This window comes from Pseudomonas sp. PDM20 (assembly GCF_014852575.3).
Classification (GTDB): Bacteria; Pseudomonadota; Gammaproteobacteria; order Pseudomonadales; family Pseudomonadaceae; genus Pseudomonas.
This window is the reverse complement of sequence record NZ_CM181224.1, coordinates 989,155-1,008,658: the sequence shown is the minus strand read 5'-3', so window position 1 is coordinate 1,008,658 and position 19,504 is coordinate 989,155. Positions and strand designations below refer to the sequence as shown.

Below are 19,504 nucleotides of genomic sequence, written 5' to 3'. Positions count from 1 at the left end.
AACTACCAGGGAAAGACAGTTGCTCCTACAAGGGAATGCCGTGTCCTGCGGCTCGCTCCTACAAAGCCCATGAAAAAGCCCGCCAATTGGCGGGCTTTTTCGTGGATCTCCGATCAGGAGAAGACGATCTCGTCGTTCTCGACCTTGGCGTGGATCTGCGTGCCAGGGTTGAACTTGCCGGCCAGGATCAGTTGCGCCAGCGGGTTCTCGATCCAGCGCTGGATCGCGCGTTTGAGCGGTCGCGCGCCATACACAGGGTCGAAGCCGACGGCGATCAGCTTGTCCATGGCTTCGTCGCTCAGCTCCAGGCTCAGCTCGCGCTCGGCCAGACGCTTGCGCAGGCGCCCCATCTGGATGCGGGCGATACCGGCGATCTGCTCGCGGGCCAGCGGTTCAAAGACCACTACTTCGTCGATCCGGTTGATGAATTCCGGACGGAAGTGCGCATTCACTGCATCCATGACCGCCGCATACTGGGCTTCACGATCGCCCACCAGCTCCTGGATCTGCGCCGAACCGAGGTTCGAGGTCATCACCACCACGGTGTTGCGGAAGTCCACGGTACGGCCATGGCTGTCGGTCAGGCGACCATCTTCGAGTACCTGAAGCAGCACGTTGAAGACGTCCGGGTGGGCCTTCTCGACTTCGTCGAGCAGCACCACGGAGTACGGCTTGCGACGCACGGCCTCGGTCAGGTAACCGCCTTCTTCATAGCCGACGTAGCCCGGAGGTGCACCGATCAAGCGCGCCACGGAGTGCTTCTCCATGAACTCGGACATGTCGATGCGCACCAGCGCTTCCTCGGTATCGAAGAGGAACTCGGCCAGGGCCTTGCACAGCTCGGTCTTGCCCACCCCGGTCGGGCCGAGGAAGAGGAATGAGCCGCTGGGGCGATTCGGGTCCGCCAGGCCGGCGCGGGAACGGCGCACAGCGTTGGAGACAGCCACCACAGCCTCGTTCTGGCCGATGACGCGCTTGTGCAGCTCGTCTTCCATGCGCAGCAGCTTCTCGCGCTCGCCTTCGAGCATCTTGGAGACCGGGATACCGGTCCACTTGGCGACGACCTCGGCGATTTCCTCGTCGGTCACCTTGTTGCGCAGCAGCTGCTTCTCGGTCTGGCCGTGCTGGTCGACCATCTGCAGGCTGCGCTCCAGGTCCGGAATGGTCTGGTACTGGATGCGCGCCATGGTTTCCAGGTCGCCCTTGCGCCGCGCGGTTTCCATCTCCTGTTTGGCCTGCTCGATTTTCTGCTGGATCTGCGCGGAACCCTGAACCTCGGCTTTTTCCGACTTCCAGATTTCCTCGAGGTCCGCGTATTCGCGCTCGAGCTTGGCGATGTCTTCCTCAAGCTTGGCGAGGCGTTTCTTGGTCGCCTCGTCGTCTTCCTTCTTCAGCGCCTCGCGCTCGATCTTCAGCTGGATCAGGCGGCGATCCAGGCGATCCAGCTCCTCCGGCTTGGAGTCGATCTCCATGCGGATGCGGCTGGCGGCTTCATCGATCAGGTCGATGGCCTTGTCCGGCAGCTGGCGGTCGGTGATATAGCGGTGGCTGAGCTTGGCCGCGGCAATGATCGCGCCGTCGGTGATGGTGACGCCGTGGTGCACCTCGTAGCGCTCTTTCAGGCCACGCAGGATGGCAATGGTGTCTTCCTCGCTCGGCTCATCCACCAGGACTTTCTGGAAGCGGCGCTCCAGGGCGGCGTCCTTCTCGATGTACTGGCGGTATTCGTCCAGGGTGGTGGCGCCCACGCAGTGCAGCTCGCCACGGGCCAGGGCCGGCTTGAGCATGTTGCCGGCGTCCATGGCGCCCTCGGCCTTGCCGGCGCCGACCATGGTGTGCAGTTCGTCGATGAACAGGATGATCCGGCCTTCCTGCTTGGACAGCTCGTTGAGGACGGCTTTCAGGCGCTCCTCGAACTCGCCGCGGAACTTGGCACCGGCGATCAGCGAGCCCATGTCCAGCGCCAGCAGGCGCTTGTCCTTCAGGCCGTCAGGCACTTCGCCGTTGACGATGCGCTGGGCGAGGCCTTCGACGATGGCGGTCTTGCCGACGCCGGGTTCGCCGATCAGCACGGGGTTGTTCTTGGTACGGCGCTGCAGGACCTGGATGGTCCGGCGGATTTCGTCATCACGGCCGATCACCGGGTCGAGCTTGCCGTCCTCGGCGCGCTTGGTCATGTCGACGGTGTACTTGTCCAGCGCCTGGCGCGAGTCCTCGGCGTTCGGGTCGTTGACCGCCTCGCCGCCGCGCAGGTTGGCCACGGCATTCTCCAGGGCCTTCTTGGAGACGCCCTGACTGGTGAGCAGCTTGCCGAGCTTGGTGCTGTCATCCATGGCGGCGAGCAGCACGAGCTCGCTGGAAATGAACTGGTCGCCCTTCTGCTGGGCCAGGCGGTCGGCCTGGTTGAGCAGGCGCGCCAGATCCTGCGACAGGTTCACGTCGCCGGTGGGATTCTGGATCTTCGGCAGCGTGTCCATCTCCTTGTTGAGAGAGGAACGCAGCGCTGGGATATCGAAGCCGACCTGCATCAGCAGCGGCTTGATGGAGCCGCCCTGCTGCTCGATCAGGGCGGACAGCAGGTGCACCGGCTCGATGGCCGGGTGGTCATGTCCGACAGCCAGGGACTGGGCATCGGAGAGTGCAAGCTGGAGCTTGCTGGTCAAACGGTCTATTCGCATGAGGGTCGTCCTTCCTTTCTAAAGCGGGCCGGAGCGATGAGTGCCCCTGGTCACGACTAACCCGCCGGGATGCCAGATAGATAAGGACGATTTTGGTCGGTTCAAGCCATTTGGCCATGACACCCGTCAGTTAGTGCCTTCGAAAGGGCCTCCGGAACGGAGTTGAACCTGCAGGAAAACGGATCAGGCCAGCCAGATCAGGCTGGCCTGGCGGCCGGTGCGTGAGCTGCGGCGATAGGAATAGAAGCGTTCGGTGTCGGTGAAGGTGCAGAAATCCCCACCATAGACGGCGGTCACGCCCTTCGCCGCGAGGCGGATGCGCGCCAATTCGTAGATGTCGGCCATGAACTTGCCGGCATTGGTGCTGGGCACAAAGGCGCGCGCGGCTTCGGCGTGGTCCGCCAGGAAGGCTTCACGCACTTCGGGGCCGACTTCGAAGGCCTGCGGACCGATGGACGGGCCGAGCCAGACCAGCAATTCCGCCGGCGCGACGCCCATGGCGGCCACGGTCGCCTCCAGCACGCCGCCCGCCAGCCCGCGCCAGCCGGCGTGGGCAGCAGCGACACGGGTCCCCGCGCGGTCGCAGAACAGCGCCGGCAGGCAATCGGCCGTCATGATGGTGCAGGCGATACCCCGCGTGGCGCTCCAGCTGGCATCCGCGGTAGCGACGGCAGACGGATCGGCCTCGACCACGTCGATGCCATGCACCTGGCTCAGCCAGGCTGGCTGGCAGCCCAGTTCGGCGGTCAGGCGACGGCGGTTCTCGGCCACGGCGGCCGGCTCGTCGCCGACGTGGTCACCGAGGTTGAAGCTGTCGAAAGGCTCGACGCTGACGCCGCCGGCACGGGTAGTCACGCAGGCGCGGACGTTCGCCGGAGCCGGCCAGTCAGGCGTCAGCCAGGGGCTCATACGAAGGACTCGTTGTCCTGCCGCAGCAGGCTCAGCAGCCAGGTGAAGTCATCCGGCAGCGGCGATTCCCACTTCATGCGCACATTGGTGGCCGGGTGATCCAGTTCCAGGAAACGCGCATGCAGAGCCTGGCGCGGGAAATCGCGCAGCGACTCGACGAGAGTCGGGCTGGCCCCCGGCGGAATGCGGAAACGCCCGCCGTAGGTGGGGTCGCCCACCAGCGGGTGGCCAATGTGCGTCATATGGACGCGGATCTGGTGGGTACGCCCGGTTTCCAGCTTCACCCGCGTGTGGGTATGCGCACGGAAGCGCTCCAGCACGCGGTAATGGCTGATGGCGACCTTGCCGGTCTCGATCACCGCCATCTTCTGGCGCTGCACGCCGTGACGGCCAATGGGCGCGTCGACGGTGCCGCCGGCGACGATCACGCCGGTGACGATGGCTTCATAGATGCGGCTGACGCTGCGCGCCTGCAACTGGGCGACCAGGTTGGTGTGCGCTTCCAGGGTCTTGGCCACCACCATCAGGCCGGTAGTGTCCTTGTCGAGGCGGTGCACGATGCCGGCGCGCGGCACGTTGGCCAGGTGCGGCACGTGGTGCAGCAGCGCGTTGAGCAGGGTGCCGTCCTGATGGCCGGCGGCGGGGTGAACCACCAGGCCGGTCGGCTTGTCGATGACCAGGATCTGGTCATCTTCATAGACGATGTCCAGTTCGATGTCCTGGGCAACCCATTCACCCTGGGCCTCCAGTTCGACATCCAGCTCGAGGCGCGAGCCGGCATGGACGATGTCGCGCGGACGCAGCACGGCGCCATCGACCTTGAGACGGCCGTCCTTGATCCAGCCAGCCAGGCGCGAGCGGGAGTGGTCGGAGAAGAGCTGAGCGGCGACCTGGTCGAGACGCTGACCACCGAGGTCGAACGGCACTTCTGCCGCGAGTTGGATGATATTGGACATGACGGGACACGAAGGGCGCGCGGCCTTTTGGTTCGGCTGCGCGCTGTGGTTAAATACGGGGCCTTTGTCCCAGGGGTATCCCTGGGGCGCCAATCATAACAGACGGTTGCGGCCGCGACAGCCGACCGTCCAGGGACGCAACTCGCCATGCAAGTGAAACACCTGCTGCTGATCGCCACCCTCGCCTTCGTCACCGCCTGCTCCTCCAAGGGCGAGAAGGTGGATGAGAACCTGAGCGAAAGCCAGCTGTACCAGCAGGCACAGGAAGACCTCAACAACAAGAGCTACACCAACGCCGTCGCCAAGCTGAAGGCGCTGGAGTCCCGCTATCCGTTCGGTCGCTACGCCGAGCAGGCCCAGTTGGAACTGATCTACGCCAACTACAAGAACATGGAGCCCGAGGCCGCCCGCGCTTCGGCTGAGCGCTTCATCCGCCTGCACCCGCAGCACCCGAACGTCGACTATGCCTACTACCTCAAGGGTCTGGCCTCCTTCGACCAGGACCGTGGCCTGCTGGCGCGCTTCCTGCCGCTGGACATGACCAAGCGCGACCCGGGCGCTGCCCGCGACTCCTTCAACGAGTTCGCCCAGTTGGTCAGCCGCTACCCGAACAGCCGCTACGCCCCGGACGCCAAGGCGCGCATGATCTACCTGCGCAACCTGCTGGCGGCCTACGAAGTACACGTCGGCCACTACTACCTCAAGCGCCAGGCTTATGTCGCCGCCGCCAACCGTGGCCGCTACGTGGTCGAGAACTTCCAGGAAACCCCGGCCGTCGGCGATGGCCTGGCGATCATGGTCGAGGCCTACCAGCGCCTGGGCCTGAACGACCTGGCCGATTCCAGCCTGGAAACCCTGAAGGCGAACTACCCGGACAACGCCAGCCTCAAGGATGGCCAGTTCGTTCCGCGTGAAGACGAAGCCGACAACCGCTCCTGGCTGGCCAAGGCTACCCTGGGCCTGATCGAGACCAACGATGCCCCGCCGCACATGGAAACCCAGGCATCCAAGGACGTGATCAAGCAGTACGAGGACGCCGAACAGCAGATTCCGGCCGAACTCAAGCCCGAGAACCAGAGCGACGTGCAGGAAGAACAGCACGAGTCCGAAGGCAACGCCGGCAGCAGCGACCGCTCCTGGTTCAGCTACATGACCTTCGGCATCTTCGACTGATACTGGCAGGTACAAGGAAAAGGGAGGCTTCGGCCTCCCTTTTTCGTTCGGGCAAAGCATCGGCGCTTTTGCCCTTGGTCTGGCGGGTGCGCGCACGGGCTCACTGTGCGGCGCCGCGTGGCTTGGATAAACTGCCGCTCTTTATGCACAAGGGATTGCCATGACCCGTCTGCTGTTCTGGATCGCCCTCTTCGCCTTCGGCTGGTGGTTGTGGCGCAAAGCTACCCGGCCGGCCCGCCCCGCCGAGAAGCCCAAGGGCGACGACCCGGCCGCACCGATGGTCCGCTGTGCGCAGTGCGGCGTGCATGTGCCGCAGACCCACGCCCTGCAGGACGAGAGCCAGTGGTACTGCAGCCGCGCGCACCTCGAACAGGACCGCGCCGACCGTGGTCGCTGAAGGCATCTCCCTCACGGGGCAGGGCCTGCGGGTCCTGCGCCTGTACCACCTGTACCGCCTGACCATCGGGCTGGTGCTGGTGCTGCTGATCTCCAGCAGCCTGGACGATGAGCTGCTGAAACTGGCCCACCCCGAGCTGTTCCACGTCGGCTGCTGGATCTACCTGGTCCTCAACATCCTGATCGCGGTGCTGATGCCAACGCCGCGCCAGCTCTTGCCGATATTCCTCCTGGCGGCGCTGGACATACTCCTACTCAGCGCCCTGTTCTATACCGCGGGCGGCATTCCCAGCGGCATCGGCAACCTGATGGTGGTTGCGGTAGCCATCGCCAACGTTCTGCTGCGGGGTCGCATCGGCCTGCTCATCGCCGCCATCGCCGCCATCGGCCTGATCTACCTGACCTTCTACCTGAGCCTCAGCCAGCCCACGGCCATCAACCATTACGTGCAGGCCGGCGGGCTAGGCGCACTGAGCTTCGCCTCAGCCTTGCTGATCCAGGCCCTGGCACGGCGCCAGCAGATCGTCGAAAGCATCGCCGAGCAGCGCGCCACCACGGTGGCCAACCTCGAGGAACTGAATGCGCTGATCCTGCAGCGCATGCGCACCGGCATCCTGGTGCTGGGCGATCGCCACCGGGTACTGCTGGCCAACCAGAGCGCCACCACCCTGCTGGGCGGCCACGACCTTCCCGGCCACTCGCTGGCCGAGTACAGCCCGCAGCTGGTCTCCAGCCTGCAGCAGTGGCAGCAGAACCCCGCCTTGCGCCCACCGAGCCTGCAGCCCGTGGAGTCCGGCCCGACCGTGCAGCCAAGCTTCATCCCCCTGCGCCGGGACAACGAACAGCACATCCTGATGTTCCTCGAGGATATCTCGCAGATCGCCCAGCAGGCCCAGCAGCTCAAGCTCGCCGCCCTGGGCCGGCTCACCGCGGGTATTGCCCATGAGATCCGCAACCCGCTGGGCGCCATCAGCCATGCAGCGCAATTGCTGCTGGAGTCCGAGGAACTGGACAAGCCTGACCGGCGCCTGACGCAAATCATCCAGGACCAGTCGCGGCGCATGAACCTGGTCATCGAAAACGTCCTCCAGCTGTCACGCCGGCGCCAGGCCGAGCCGCAACTGCTGGACCTGAAGTACTGGCTGCACCGCTACGCCGGCGAGATGCGCGAGAGCCTGCGCGAGGACCAGCAGATCCATGTGGAAACCGGCCAGGGCACCGTGCAGACGCGCATGGACCCGCACCAGTTGACGCAGGTACTGACCAACCTCGTGCAGAATGGGTTACGGTACAGCACTCAGAAGAACGGCACCGGCCAGGTATGGCTGCGTCTGTTCCGCGACAGCGAGACCGACCTGCCCGTACTGGAAGTGCTCGATGACGGTCCCGGCATCGCTGCCGATCAGCGGGTGAAGCTGTTCGAGCCGTTCTTCACCACTGAAAGCAAGGGCACCGGCCTTGGCCTGTACATCTCTCGTGAGCTGTGCGAAAGCAACCAGGCCCGGCTGGACTACAAGACGCGTGACGAAGGCGGCAGCTGCTTCCGCCTCACCTTCGCCCACCCGCGCAAACAAAGCTAAGAAGACGCAAAGAGCATGAGCCGTCAAAAAGCCCTGATCGTCGACGACGAACCCGACATCCGCGAGCTGCTGGAGATCACCCTCGGCCGCATGAAGCTGGACACCCGCAGCGCCCGCAACGTCAAGGAAGCCCGCGACTTCCTGGCCCGCGAGCCCTTCGACTTCTGCCTCACCGACATGCGTCTGCCCGATGGCACCGGCCTGGACCTGGTGCAATACATCCAGCAGCGCCATCCGCAGATGCCGGTGGCGATGATCACCGCCTTCGGCAGCCTCGACACCGCGGTGCAGGCCCTCAAGGCTGGCGCCTTCGACTTCCTGACCAAACCGGTGGACCTTGCCCGCCTGCGCGAGCTGGTGAATTCGGCCCTGCGCCTGCGCTCGCCGGAGGCCGAGGAAGCGCCGGTGGACAGCCGCCTGCTGGGTGATTCGCCGCCCATGCGCACCCTGCGCAACCAGGTGGCCAAGCTCGCCCGCAGCCAGGCGCCGGTGTACATCAGCGGTGAATCCGGCAGCGGCAAGGAGCTGGTGGCCCGACTGATCCACGAGCAGGGCCCGCGCGAGACCCAGACCTTCGTGCCGGTCAACTGCGGCGCCATTCCATCCGAGCTGATGGAAAGCGAGTTCTTCGGCCACAAGAAAGGCAGCTTCACCGGTGCCGTGGAAGACAAGCTCGGCCTGTTCCAGGCGGCCAACGGCGGCACGCTGTTCCTCGACGAAGTCGCCGACCTGCCGCTGCCCATGCAGGTCAAACTGCTGCGTGTCATCCAGGAGAAGGCCGTGCGCGCCGTGGGCGGCCAGCAGGAGGTCGCGGTGGACGTGCGCGTTCTCTGCGCCACCCACAAGGACCTGGCCGCCGAAGTGGCCGCTGGCCGATTCCGCCAGGACCTCTACTACCGCCTGAACGTCATCGAACTGCGGGTTCCGCCGCTGCGCGAGCGCCGCGAAGACATCCCGCTGCTGACCGACCGCGTGCTCAAGCGCCTGGCCGGCGACAACGGACTGGCTGCCGCGGCAGTCAGCTCCGATGCGCTGGAGAAGCTGAAAAGCTACCGCTTCCCCGGCAACGTGCGGGAACTGGAGAACATGCTGGAGCGCGCCTACACGCTCTGCGAGGATGACGTCATCCAGCCTCACGACCTGCGCCTGGCCGAAACCAGCACGGCAGACGGCGGTGGCGACGCGAGCCTGGCACAGATCGACAACCTCGAGGATTACCTCGAGGACATCGAGCGCAAGCTGATCATGCAGGCGCTGGAAGAGACGCGCTGGAACCGGACAGCGGCGGCGCAGCGCCTGGGACTGACCTTCCGCTCCATGCGCTACCGCCTGAAGAAACTGGGGATCGACTGATCCCCGGCTTTCAGACGATGGGCGTCGCCACCAGGCGCCCTTCTGGCGCATAGGGTGCCGCTTCGATGATCGGCTGACGCTTCCGCATCAGGTCCGCCAGCAACTGGCAGGACGCCGGCGCCAGCACCAGCCCATTGCGGTAATGGCCGGTGTTCAGCCACAACCCCGGGTGACCGGGAACCTCGCCGATGAAGGGAATGCCCTGCGGCGAGCCCGGACGCAGCCCAGCCCAGTGATTCACCGGTTCCATGCCCGCCAGCGCGGGAATCAGCTCCTCAGCCGAAGCGCGCAGGCTGTTCAAGGCCTCGTCCGATGGGGTCTTGTCGAAACCGGCGTGCTCCAGCGTACTGCCCACCAGAATGTGCCCGTCGCGACGCGGAATCGCATAGCGACCTTTGGCCAGGACCATGCTGGAGAGGAAGTCCGGGGCGCAGCGATAGAGGATCATCTGCCCCTTCACCGGCTCGACCGGTAGCTCCAGCCCCAGCCTTGCCAGCAACTCGCCACTCCAGGCGCCGGCCGCGAGCACCATCGCGTCGGCAGTGAAATCACCCTGCCCCGTGCGGACGCCTGTCACGTTATCGCCCTGCTTCAGGAAGCCGGTCACCTCGACCTGCTCCTGCACGCTCACATTTGGCAGTTGCACCAGCGCCTGGCGGAGCGACTTGGCCAGCCGCGGGTTGCGCACGTTGGCCACGCCGGACATGTACACCGCGCGTTCGAAACCTTGCCCCAGCACCGGGACAGCTTCATGCACGGCGCCGATATCCACTTCCGAAAGCGGGCGGCCATGGGTCCTGGCCCACGCCAGGGCTTCGGCCTGATCGTCCAGGTCCAGCCAGTAGAGGCCGGTGACGTGCACTTCCGGATCGAGCCCGGTATCAGCGAGCAGACGTTCGCCCAGCTGGGGATAGAAGTCCTGCGACCAGTGAGCCAGGTTGGCGACCGCCGAGCTGTAGCGCCACGGATAGAGCGGCGAGACGATGCCGCCGCCGGCCCAGGACGCTTCGCGCCCGGTCTCCCCCTTTTCCAGCAGCACTACCTCGGCACCCGCCTGCCCCAGAGTCCAGGCAGTCAGCATGCCCACCACCCCACCGCCCACTACGATCATGTCCGGCATACCACGCCCCACATCACAGGAAAATCAACGGCCCATCGCCGGCCGCACACTATACCGGGCATGGGCCGTCGACGGAGCAAGACGGAAGTCGGTGCGGCATCGGACCGCTCCTACAGTGTCTATCCAACTTACTGACATGCAGGAGGTGGTCAGCGGCCAATACTTCCCGCACCGCAACTGCCAGGAAGCGAACCATGGCCAGGGAACGATCCATTACCGGGGAGCTGGGCTTCACCCTCGTTGAACTGCTGTTCACCCTCGCGATACTGGCGATCGCACTCTCCATCGCGGCCCCAAGCTTCAACGAACTGCTGCAGAACCAGCGGGCTAGCACGGCGACCCAGGAACTGCGCAACGCCCTGGACTTCGCCCGTGAATCGGCCGCACACAGCGGACAACCGATCAGCATCGCAGCGACCGGCGGCGATTGGGCCGCCGGCTGGGAGGTGTTCGCCGACGCCAGCAATAGCGGCATCCGCACCCCACAGCAACTTCCGCTCGCGGCCCATGGCCCCCTGAGTGGTATCAGCATCCACACCGACAGCACCTCGCGGCGCTACCTCCACTTCACGCCGCGCGGCAATGCGATCCAGCCCAACGGTGCCTTCCATTCCGGCACGCTGACGCTCTGCGGCGCGGGCCGAACGAGCTACCACATCGTGTTCAACAAGGCGGGGCGCATCCGTACCGAGGCCGGAAACACCGAGGACTACTGCCCCCGCTGACCGACTTCTCACGCCTTGCGCGACGGGGTTCACAGAACCTCGGAAGGCATGACCGAACGTCCCCCTAATACGAACGGTCATCTATAGAAAAAAGACATTTCCCACACGACTAGGCAACATCGCCGCTATCGAAAATGTGAGGAATGCGCCATGTCGCGCCGCAGGGAATTGGCAGGGTTCACCTTGGTGGAGTTGATGGTCACGATTGCCGTACTGGCAATCCTGATTTCCATCGCTGCTCCATCCATGGGGGACTTCGTTACTCGGCAACGTATTTCCAGCCAGGCTTCGGACCTGGCCAGCACGTTGGCGACAGCGAGGGCTGAAGCCGCCAAGCAGAACGCCAACATGATAGTGATTCCGGCTGCCAGCGGCGCCAATGGCTGGGTCAGTGGCTGGTGCTTCGGTCCCGCCACCATGGCCAACTGTCAGGATGCTGCCGCGATCCAGCACTACGACGCCATGAGTGGCGTCGAGATATCCAGCGACTATCAGCTCAGCGCCAATAAGCTGACCTACCGCCGGGATGGAAGTCTGCTGAGCGGCCTCAGTGCCCGACCATTCAAGATCAACGCACCTGCTTCGTCGTCCGTGACGGAAGCCCGCTGCCTCGACATCAACGCCGTGGGACGCACTACCGTGCGGACCGTGGCTCGCGACACTTCGTGCTGAAGGGATAACCATGACGCGCCATTCCCAACAAGGCATCACGATGCTCGAGGTACTGGTGACACTGCTGGTGTTCACCGTCGGGCTGCTGGGTGTCGCTGCCCTGCAGTTGAACGCATTGAAAGGCATCGCTGACAGCAATCAACGCTCGCAGGCCACCTGGGTGATGCAGGAACTTGCCGAGCGCATGAGGGCAAACAGCCTCGGCTCGGAAAGCGGATACACCACTGCGCCAAACTGCGCGACCCTGCCGGCCACGTGGTGCGCAGATCACTTCAATCCGATCTCCGGCGCGAAGGTCAACGCGGCGACCTGCAGCAGCGACCAGATGGCTGCTTTCGATCGCTGGGAAGCCCAGTGCTCCTATGCAGCCAGCACCACTTATGCAGCCAACGCCACAGCTGCTGCGGGGCGCTACACCAGCGCTGACTTCCTCATTGCGCCGTCGCAAGGCGCCGCCCTGACCGTGAATGCCAACAACCACCTGCTGACCGTCACCCGCCGCTGGAAGAGCAAGGGCGACGAAGCCAAGCAACAGAGCTCGGAGTCGGTGCTCAGCGCATCGCTGGGAGTCCGTCGATGAGTATCCGTAATCGCCACCAGGCTGGCCTGACCCTGGTCGAACTGATGATCGCCATGACTCTCAGCCTGGTGCTCATGCTGGGCGTCATTCAGGTTTTCCTGTCCGTACGGCAGACCTACAGCACCAACGACTCGACATCTCGCATGCAGGAGAGCGGGCGATTCGCCTTGACCTTCATCTCCAACAGCGTGCGCCTCGGGGGCTACCTGGAGCCTGGCTCGGCTCTTCCCAAACCCATGGCGGTGCAGGGCCCCAACTGCGCAGGCCCCGATGACTCGCCTTGCAGCAGCAACGGTAGCGGGAATGCCTCCGACAGCATTGCCGTCGCGTTCCAGGTACCGCCTGACAGCTCCGACAGCAACAAGCGACGCGATTGCGCGGGAACGGAAATCACCACCGCCAACGTTGGCAAGGTGGTGGTGAACGTCTTCCGTGTGAGGGACGGCAGCCTGACCTGCAGTTCGTACTTCCTCGGGGAGACCGCCTGGCTCAGCCAGAACCAGGCGCTGGTGCCGGGTATCGACGCTCTGCAGGTGCTCTACGGCATCAGCACCGACGGCAATCCGGAAAGTGTCACCCGCTATGTGTCGGCCGACAGGGTTTCCAAGTGGGCGGATGTTCGGGCGGTCCGCGTGGCAGTGCTCGCCAACTCCCAGACAACCGTGACGCCGCGCCCGCAGCAACGCGGCTACTACCTGCTGGATGCCTCTGCACTTTCGCCTGACGACGGTCTGGCACGGCAGATTTTCAGCACCACGATCGGTCTTAAGAACACTTACTGAGGCTCGCATGCGGACCCTTTCACTCCGAAACCAAAAAGGCGCCGGTCTCATCGTGGCGCTGGTCTTCCTGGCCGTACTGACCGTCGCCGGCATCACCGCCGCACGCCTGACCAACATGGAAGAGCGCATGGCCGGCAACGCGCAGTTCCGCGGTATGACCTACCAGAACGCGCAGAGCGAAATACGCTCGCAGATAGCGGCCTACAACGCGAACCTGCTGGGGCGCAAACCCCTGCTGGACGCCGCTAACCAGGGCGTAGCCGCAATCACCAGCTTCCCTGACCGCCGCCAGGCCCTGGCAGTCGACGCGATCCAGTCCGGCGCGAATATCACGACCAATACCATTCGCTACATGAACAAGAGCATCTGCGAGGGTGCCAGCGTCGGCAAATTCGAATGCTCCGGTTATGAAATCAACTCGGTTTCCCGCCTGGACAATGGTGCGTCGTCGAACCAGGTCCAGGGCATCTACTTCATCAATTCGAAATAGGCACTCGTATGAGACGCTTCCTCCCGTTCGCTCTTGCGGTTTGTGCCAGCACCTTTTGCGTGGCAGCCCACTCGGAAGACGAAGAAGAAACCGGGTACATCGAAGATACCCAGATCATCATCAACGCCAGCTCGGGCCCGAATGGCGCGGCGGGTGCGATCCTCGCCCTTCCCTGTGCCGAGTGCCCCAGCCGCCGCTTCAGCTACGACCGTGACACGGTCTTCGTTCTCGGTGGTGCTCCGGTCGAGTTCAGGGAACTGGGCGGAAAGATCGACTGGCAGGGCATGGTCATGTTTCCGATAGCCGACCCGACCCGCGCGTCCAAGGTATTCCTGCGTAAACCGGAGTCCCAGCAATGAAATTCAAGCGCAACCTTCTCCTGGGGCTCTCCGCCTTCACTTACCTCGCTGGCGGCCTGCAGTCGGCCATGGCCGACGATACTGAAATCTACGTCACCCGCGACCTGCCGGCGGACCAGCGTATTCGCCCGAACCTGATGTTCCTCATCGACACCTCCGGTTCGATGCTCAGCTCGGTTCCCGGCACCAACTGCAAAACGCTGAACTACAACGGCACCAACACCGTGCCGGAAAACTGGTGCACCAACACCAACAGGACCAAGGGCACCAAGACCCGTATTCAGGTCGTCAAGGAAGTGGTCAACTCGCTGGTGGACGAACTGGCCGCCAGCAACGATGTGAACATCGGCCTGGCGCGCTTCGACTCCTCGAGTAACGGTGGCTTCGTCAACATCCCCATGCAACGCGCTGGCGACGTATCCACTGCCTTCAAGACCGCGCTGAGCAGCTACTACGCCGATGGCGGCACTCCCCTGCTGGAGTCTTACTACGAGACTTATCTGTACATGTCGGGAGGCACTCCGAGCTGGGGCCTGAACTCCAAGGGTTACATAGAAAACAGAACCGACTCCAAACTGGTCAGCCCCTGGAAGAGCGACAGCGGGTCCTTGACGGGCAGCAAGTACAAGTCGCCGATCCAGTATTCCTGCCAGAAGAGCAACATCATCGTTCTGACCGATGGCCTGCCAAGCAATGACGTCGGGTCCAACAGCACGGTCCAGAGTCTTGTGTCTTCGGTCAACCAGACCTACAAGTCGTGCAACAGAAACTACCCCACGGACGATAACGGAACGACGTCCGGCTGCTGGATGCCTGGCCTCGCCGAGTACATGGCGAACCAGGACGTGAGTTCGAGCCAGACCGGCAAGCAAACGATCAACACCTACACCATCGGCTTCGGCAACATCAGCGATACGCGCCTGCTCGAGGACAGCGCCAGCCTGGGTGGCGGGCGCTTCTTCACCACCAGCAACACGTCGGAGCTGGCCGAAGCGCTGCGCTCGATCGCGGTAGATATCCTGGCCGAGAACACGACCTTCGCGACCCCCAGCGTCTCGGTCAGTGCCTACAACAACCTCGGCTATCGCAACGACCTCTACTACGCCCTGTTCCGCCCCGCCGCAGGGGCACGCTGGTTCGGCAACATCAAGAAGTACAAGCTGGGCAAGGACACCGTCGGCAACTCCATCGTGATGGACAGCAATGGACGCAACGCCGTAGATCTCACGACGGGTTTCTTCAATGGGACTTCGCAGAGCTATTGGAGCACCGTCACCGATGGCAAGGATGTGAAGCTGGGCGGCGCGGCGGGTCGACTGACCAACCCGAGTGGCCGAAACATCTACACCTACGTGGGCGACGAGCGCACCCCCGGCCTCAGTGGTTCCGTGGCCCTGAGCGCACTGGCTACCAGCAACACCGGGATCACCAAGCCCCTGCTCGGCCTGGCGACCGGCGCCAGCGACCAGTCGCGCCTCGACACCATCAACTGGGGTATAGGCATCAATCCCAGCGACGGCACGGCACGCCTCGCCATCGCCGATATCCTGCACAACGAGCCGCGTCTGGTGGCCTACGTGACGGACGAAAACCTTCAGCGAGTCGTCAACTCCCAGGCCACGCCCCCGACGGCCACGTCGACGGAGCGACTGGTGCTGTTCTACGGTACCAACGAAGGTTTCATCAACGCCGTCGATCCTGCCACCGGTACCGAGATCTTCTCCTTCATCCCCAAGGAACTGCTGCCCAACCTCAACTTCTACCTGAATGATCCGAAGGGGACGGCCAACAAGCGCTACGGGATGGACGGGCAGATGGAGATGAGCGTGACCTATGGCGCGCTGAGCACCAACCAGGCTCGCACTGTTACCCAGGCAACGCTCTATGCCGGCATGCGCCGCGGCGGACGCAATTACTACGCTCTGGACGTGTCTCCCTCGAGCACCAGCGGCCCGGTCAGCATCACCCCCAAACTGAAGTGGGTGATCAAGGGAGGGACCAGCACCGGTTTCGAGAAACTGGGGCAGACCTGGTCGACGCCCAAGCAGGCGAAAGTAAAATTCAATGGCAGCAACAAGAACGTATTGTTCTTCACGGGTGGCTACGACACCAACCAGGATACCGAGTCGCCCAACACGCCCACCAACGACACCGTCGGCAACGCACTGTACATGGTGGATGCTGATACCGGCGCGCTGCTCTGGCATGCCGGCGTCACGACCGAAACCTCCGCCAACCTGAAGATCGCCACGCTGACCAACAGCATTCCAGCCGACCCGACGCTGGTGGACAGCACGGGTGATGGACTGATCGATACCATCTTCATGGCGGACACTCGCGGCCAGGTCTTCCGTATCGACCTCAACACCGGCAACGCTGGGGCGAGCAACTTTGCCACCGGCGGGCGGATCGCCGCTCTGGGCGGCGCCACGGCGGCGGAGAACCGTCGCTTCTACAACGCCCCCGATGTGTCCCTGATCCGCGAACGTGGCGGCAAGACCTACTTCACCATCGCCCTGGGCACGGGGTATCGGGAGCATCCGCTCAACGAAGACACCGTCGATCGCTTCTACGTGCTTCGCGATAACAATGTCTATGCGGCTCCGTCCAGCTACACCACCCTGACGGAGTCGAGCCTGGTCGATGTCACCAGTGTCAACCTGACCAGCCAGCAGGCTCAGCAGATCAAGCAGAGCATCGACACCAAGCTCGGCCAGATCGCTCAGCTGAACCAGGCGACCAGCACTGCCGACACCAACTTCGACAGCTACAAGAGCAGCATCGGCTACACCCAGAAGTACAACCAGCTGACCCAGGCCAATAGCGACGCAACCCAACGTCAGGCTCAGATCGACGCCATTTACAAGGAAAACCCTTTCCTCGACGAGCACGCGCCGGAGAGTGCGCTGCAAAGCGCCCAGCAGAATCAGTTGCTGAGTTTGCAGAACGCGCTGAAACAGCTGTATGCCTTCTCTCCCGACGCAGCTCAGGCCCTGGGGCAGCAGATGGCCGGCGTCATGATCGTGCAGATGACGCTGGAAAATTCGGCCACAACGCTGGCCACCAAGGAGCAGGCCGTCCTTAGCGCCAAGGCCAGCGGGGCTTCCGACGACACCCTAAATGCCCTGCGAGCGGATCTCGAACAAGCGCGCGCGGCCTACCAGGCGTCTGCTGCCTATACCCAGCGGGCATCGCTCAATGGGGTCGACCTGAGCGGTGCTCTCAACAGCCTCAATCAGGCCATCCGCGCCAATGACCTCGCGGCAGCGAACAGCGCCGTTCAGAGCATTGCCTCGCAGCTTGCACTGACTGACGTTCCGAGCACTGTGGATGTCGCGATGCTCAACGGCCGGAAGGAGGCCGAGAAGGCATCGGACCTGCAGAGCCAGGCCAGCAGCCAGAACAGCCTGCTGCAACTGTCCAACGACCTGGAGACCCAGCGGGTTGCACTGGCCAGCCAGGCTGCCACCTTGCAGACCGAGCTGCAGACCCTGTCCAACACGGCGTACGACACCTCGAGCAATCTGTTGACCTCCGCCGAACTGCAGGATGCCAGGAGCCAGGACAGCACCCCGCCGCTGAGCGCCTTCGAGGCGTACGACTACCTGCGCAACAAGGCACGCAGCAGCGCCCTGGCGCAGATTCCGGTTCTGCGCGGCGAGATCAACTCGCTGTATCAGCAGTTGACTCCTGGTGATAGCTACAGCGTCAACTCCGACCTGTTGAATGCCAGTAGCGGCTGGTTCGTGCGATTCCCGCAAGGCGAGAAAGTGCTTTCCAGTTCGATCAGCTACCAGGGCGCGGTGCTGTTCACCACCTTCAGCCCCAACGGGCAGACCGTGACCACTTGCGGGCCGGACGTGGGACGTGGCCGCATGTATGCCATGAATCTGGTGGACGCCTCTGCTGTCTACACCAAGGACGTCGCTGGCGTCGAAACCCCCAGCCGCTCGTTCGATCTGGTCCGCGGTGGCATTCCGCCCACTCCCGCCGTGATTCTGGGGGATGACAAGACGACAGTACTCGTGGGCTCGGAAAAGCCTTCGGGAGACGGTAACGGTGGCGACCTGAAATGCACCTTCACCAGCTCGGGTCTGTGCAAGACAGACGTCGCCGTGAGAAGTACCTATTGGAGAGAAAACTGATGCGCCAGAAGGGATTCAGCCTGATCGAGCTGATGGTTGTTGTCGCGATAGTCGGCATCATTGCCGCTATCGCCTACCCCAGCTACGAGCAGTATGTGCTGCGCTCGGGACGCGCGGACGGGAAGGCCAAACTGATGGAGATGCTGCAGGCACAGGAACGGTACTTTTCGCAGAATCAGACCTATACCGCCACGCTGGGCACAGGAAATGGAGGGCTGGGGTACACGGCTGATGCCAATGGCGCGGTCGCGAGTCAATCCGGCAAGTACAACATCACGGCAGCCGCCTGCACCGGAAAGACCATTGGAAACTGCGTGAACCTGACCGCGACCCCAGCCGGGGGGCAGGCGAACGACAGCGAATGCGGCACTCTGACCCTGGACAGCACCGGCGTCAGGACCGAAAGCGGCAGCGGAACCGTTGCGACCTGCTGGTAAAAGAAAAGGGCCGACAAAGTCGGCCCTTTTTCATTACAGCTGCACCTGCCAACGGATAGTCAGAGCGCCTTGAGCCGCAGCTCCTTGGGCATCGAGAAGGTAATGTTCTCTTCCCGCCCATCCAGCTCGACTTCAGGCTCCGCACCCCAGTCACGCAGTTGCTGGATCACACCGCGCACCAGCACCTCCGGAGCCGAAGCGCCGGCAGTGATGCCTATGCGCTGCACGCCGTCGAACCACTCCTTCTGCATGTCCTCGGCACCGTCGATCAGGTAGCCGGGGGTGCCCATGCGCTCGGCCAGCTCGCGCAGGCGGTTGGAGTTGGAGCTGTTCGGGCTGCCGACCACCAGCACCAGGTCGCACTGGTCGGCCAGCTCCTTCACCGCATCCTGGCGGTTCTGGGTGGCATAGCAGATGTCGTTCTTGCGCGGCCCCATGATCGCGGGGAATTTCGCACGCAGCGCGTCGATCACCTTGGAAGTGTCGTCCATCGACAGGGTGGTCTGGGTGACGAAGTGCAGCGCCTCGGGGTTGCGCACTTCCAGCGCGGCAACGTCTGCCTCGTCTTCCACCAGGTAGATGGTGCCGCCATTGGAGGCATCGTACTGGCCCATGGTGCCTTCCACTTCCGGATGGCCCTCGTGGCCGATCAGGATGCATTCGTGGCCGTCGCGGCTGTAGCGCACGACTTCCAGGTGCACCTTGGTCACCAGCGGGCAGGTGGCATCGAAGACTTTCAGGCCACGGTTCTCGGCTTCCTTGCGTACCGCCTGGGAAACGCCGTGGGCGCTGAAGATGACGATGGTGTCGTCCGGCACCTGGTCAAGCTCCTCGACGAACACGGCGCCGCGGTTGCGCAGGTTCTCCACCACGAACTTGTTGTGCACCACTTCATGGCGCACATAGATCGGCGGGCCGAAGACATCGAGGGCGCGGTTGACGATCTCGATCGCCCGGTCGACGCCGGCGCAGAAGCCGCGGGGATTGGCGAGTTTGATTTGCATGGTGGCCTCGGGTGGACGTGGGCGTCCCGGAAGCTTAATCGGGAATCCTGGCCGCGCGAGCTAGAGCCAGACTAGGCGGAGATACTCGGGAAATGCGGAGTTTGCTCCAGCAAATGAGCAATTTCCCGAGTGTCTCCAACGACGT

General features: G+C 63.6%; 17 protein-coding genes. 12 read left to right on the top strand and 5 right to left on the bottom strand.

What is annotated here, in order from left to right; translation table 11 throughout:
- Positions 1-113 precede the first annotated feature (113 nt).
- The 3 genes from clpB to rluD form a co-directional block, all read right to left on the bottom strand.
- Entirely contained in the window at positions 114-2,678 is a 2,565-nt protein-coding gene (gene clpB / locus IB261_RS04915; RefSeq protein WP_192381575.1) for an ATP-dependent chaperone ClpB, read from the bottom strand.
- A gap of 183 nt (positions 2,679-2,861) precedes the next feature.
- Positions 2,862-3,587, bottom strand: a complete 726-nt coding sequence (pgeF, locus tag IB261_RS04910; RefSeq protein WP_081517355.1) for a peptidoglycan editing factor PgeF — start codon at positions 3,585-3,587, stop codon at positions 2,862-2,864.
- Complete coding sequence (gene rluD / locus IB261_RS04905) at positions 3,584-4,543, bottom strand: 23S rRNA pseudouridine(1911/1915/1917) synthase RluD (RefSeq protein ID WP_081517354.1); 960 nt, start codon at positions 4,541-4,543, stop codon at positions 3,584-3,586. The genes pgeF and rluD overlap by 4 nt, the downstream gene beginning before the upstream one ends.
- Positions 4,544-4,690: 147 nt before the next feature.
- Here rluD and IB261_RS04900 point away from each other — a divergent pair, with 147 nt between their 5' ends.
- The 4 genes from IB261_RS04900 to IB261_RS04885 all read left to right on the top strand — a co-directional run bounded on the left by IB261_RS04900 (position 4,691) and on the right by IB261_RS04885 (position 9,045).
- Positions 4,691-5,716: an outer membrane protein assembly factor BamD gene (locus IB261_RS04900; RefSeq protein ID WP_081517353.1), complete on the top strand. Its 1,026-nt coding sequence runs from the start codon at positions 4,691-4,693 to the stop codon at positions 5,714-5,716.
- Positions 5,717-5,876: 160 nt separating this feature from the next.
- On the top strand, positions 5,877-6,113 hold the full coding sequence (locus IB261_RS04895; protein WP_177429479.1) for a PP0621 family protein: 237 nt from the start codon (positions 5,877-5,879) through the stop codon (positions 6,111-6,113).
- Complete coding sequence (locus IB261_RS04890; RefSeq protein WP_192381574.1) at positions 6,103-7,692, top strand: sensor histidine kinase; 1,590 nt, start codon at positions 6,103-6,105, stop codon at positions 7,690-7,692. The genes IB261_RS04895 and IB261_RS04890 overlap by 11 nt, the downstream gene beginning before the upstream one ends.
- 15 nt (positions 7,693-7,707) lie before the next feature.
- Entirely contained in the window at positions 7,708-9,045 is a 1,338-nt protein-coding gene (locus IB261_RS04885; RefSeq protein ID WP_192381573.1) for a sigma-54-dependent transcriptional regulator, read from the top strand.
- A gap of 10 nt (positions 9,046-9,055) precedes the next feature.
- Here the strand turns inward: IB261_RS04885 and thiO are convergent, their stop codons facing one another.
- Entirely contained in the window at positions 9,056-10,165 is a 1,110-nt protein-coding gene (thiO, locus tag IB261_RS04880; protein WP_192381572.1) for a glycine oxidase ThiO, read from the bottom strand.
- A gap of 194 nt (positions 10,166-10,359) precedes the next feature.
- On the opposite strand from thiO, the gene IB261_RS04875 reads away from it, so the two are divergent.
- The 8 genes from IB261_RS04875 (at position 10,360) to IB261_RS04840 (ending at position 18,355) form a co-directional block, all read left to right on the top strand.
- Positions 10,360-10,890 (top strand): GspH/FimT family pseudopilin, encoded by a 531-nt coding sequence (locus tag IB261_RS04875; protein WP_192381571.1) that lies wholly within the window; start codon positions 10,360-10,362, stop codon positions 10,888-10,890.
- 150 nt (positions 10,891-11,040) lie between these two features.
- Positions 11,041-11,562: a GspH/FimT family pseudopilin gene (locus IB261_RS04870; protein WP_192382213.1), complete on the top strand. Its 522-nt coding sequence runs from the start codon at positions 11,041-11,043 to the stop codon at positions 11,560-11,562.
- A gap of 10 nt (positions 11,563-11,572) precedes the next feature.
- Positions 11,573-12,142 carry a type IV pilus modification protein PilV gene (gene pilV / locus IB261_RS04865; RefSeq protein WP_192381570.1) on the top strand — a complete coding sequence of 190 codons (570 nt, stop codon included), beginning with the start codon at positions 11,573-11,575 and terminating at the stop codon, positions 12,140-12,142.
- Entirely contained in the window at positions 12,139-12,924 is a 786-nt protein-coding gene (locus IB261_RS04860; RefSeq protein ID WP_192381569.1) for a PilW family protein, read from the top strand. Before pilV ends, IB261_RS04860 begins: the two co-directional genes overlap by 4 nt.
- Positions 12,925-12,931: 7 nt before the next feature.
- Positions 12,932-13,414, top strand: coding sequence for a pilus assembly PilX family protein (locus tag IB261_RS04855; RefSeq protein ID WP_192381568.1), 483 nt, complete (start codon positions 12,932-12,934; stop codon positions 13,412-13,414).
- 8 nt (positions 13,415-13,422) lie between these two features.
- Complete coding sequence (locus IB261_RS04850) at positions 13,423-13,773, top strand: hypothetical protein (RefSeq protein WP_192381567.1); 351 nt, start codon at positions 13,423-13,425, stop codon at positions 13,771-13,773.
- Positions 13,770-17,918, top strand: coding sequence for a PilC/PilY family type IV pilus protein (locus IB261_RS04845; RefSeq protein ID WP_192381566.1), 4,149 nt, complete (start codon positions 13,770-13,772; stop codon positions 17,916-17,918). The genes IB261_RS04850 and IB261_RS04845 overlap by 4 nt, the downstream gene beginning before the upstream one ends.
- Positions 17,918-18,355, top strand: coding sequence for a type IV pilin protein (locus IB261_RS04840; protein ID WP_318653042.1), 438 nt, complete (start codon positions 17,918-17,920; stop codon positions 18,353-18,355). The genes IB261_RS04845 and IB261_RS04840 overlap by 1 nt, the downstream gene beginning before the upstream one ends.
- Positions 18,356-18,414: 59 nt before the next feature.
- Here IB261_RS04840 and ispH read toward each other — a convergent pair whose 3' ends face one another.
- Positions 18,415-19,359 carry a 4-hydroxy-3-methylbut-2-enyl diphosphate reductase gene (gene ispH, locus IB261_RS04835; protein WP_192381565.1) on the bottom strand — a complete coding sequence of 315 codons (945 nt, stop codon included), beginning with the start codon at positions 19,357-19,359 and terminating at the stop codon, positions 18,415-18,417.
- Positions 19,360-19,504: the final 145 nt, after the last annotated feature.

Excerpts from the sequence above, each read along its gene's own strand:
- clpB (WP_192381575.1), bottom strand. The coding sequence starts at position 2,678 with ATGCGAATAGACCGTTTGACCAGCAAGCTCCAGCTTGCACTCTCCGAT.
- pgeF (WP_081517355.1), bottom strand. The coding sequence starts at position 3,587 with ATGAGCCCCTGGCTGACGCCTGACTGGCCGGCTCCGGCGAACGTCCGC.
- rluD (WP_081517354.1), bottom strand. The coding sequence starts at position 4,543 with ATGTCCAATATCATCCAACTCGCGGCAGAAGTGCCGTTCGACCTCGGT.
- IB261_RS04900 (WP_081517353.1), top strand. The coding sequence starts at position 4,691 with ATGCAAGTGAAACACCTGCTGCTGATCGCCACCCTCGCCTTCGTCACC.
- IB261_RS04895 (WP_177429479.1), top strand. The coding sequence starts at position 5,877 with ATGACCCGTCTGCTGTTCTGGATCGCCCTCTTCGCCTTCGGCTGGTGG.
- IB261_RS04885 (WP_192381573.1), top strand. The coding sequence starts at position 7,708 with ATGAGCCGTCAAAAAGCCCTGATCGTCGACGACGAACCCGACATCCGC.
- thiO (WP_192381572.1), bottom strand. The coding sequence starts at position 10,165 with ATGCCGGACATGATCGTAGTGGGCGGTGGGGTGGTGGGCATGCTGACT.
- IB261_RS04875 (WP_192381571.1), top strand. The coding sequence starts at position 10,360 with ATGGCCAGGGAACGATCCATTACCGGGGAGCTGGGCTTCACCCTCGTT.
- IB261_RS04870 (WP_192382213.1), top strand. The coding sequence starts at position 11,041 with ATGTCGCGCCGCAGGGAATTGGCAGGGTTCACCTTGGTGGAGTTGATG.
- pilV (WP_192381570.1), top strand. The coding sequence starts at position 11,573 with ATGACGCGCCATTCCCAACAAGGCATCACGATGCTCGAGGTACTGGTG.
- IB261_RS04860 (WP_192381569.1), top strand. The coding sequence starts at position 12,139 with ATGAGTATCCGTAATCGCCACCAGGCTGGCCTGACCCTGGTCGAACTG.
- IB261_RS04855 (WP_192381568.1), top strand. The coding sequence starts at position 12,932 with ATGCGGACCCTTTCACTCCGAAACCAAAAAGGCGCCGGTCTCATCGTG.
- IB261_RS04850 (WP_192381567.1), top strand. The coding sequence starts at position 13,423 with ATGAGACGCTTCCTCCCGTTCGCTCTTGCGGTTTGTGCCAGCACCTTT.
- IB261_RS04845 (WP_192381566.1), top strand. The coding sequence starts at position 13,770 with ATGAAATTCAAGCGCAACCTTCTCCTGGGGCTCTCCGCCTTCACTTAC.
- IB261_RS04840 (WP_318653042.1), top strand. The coding sequence starts at position 17,918 with ATGCGCCAGAAGGGATTCAGCCTGATCGAGCTGATGGTTGTTGTCGCG.
- ispH (WP_192381565.1), bottom strand. The coding sequence starts at position 19,359 with ATGCAAATCAAACTCGCCAATCCCCGCGGCTTCTGCGCCGGCGTCGAC.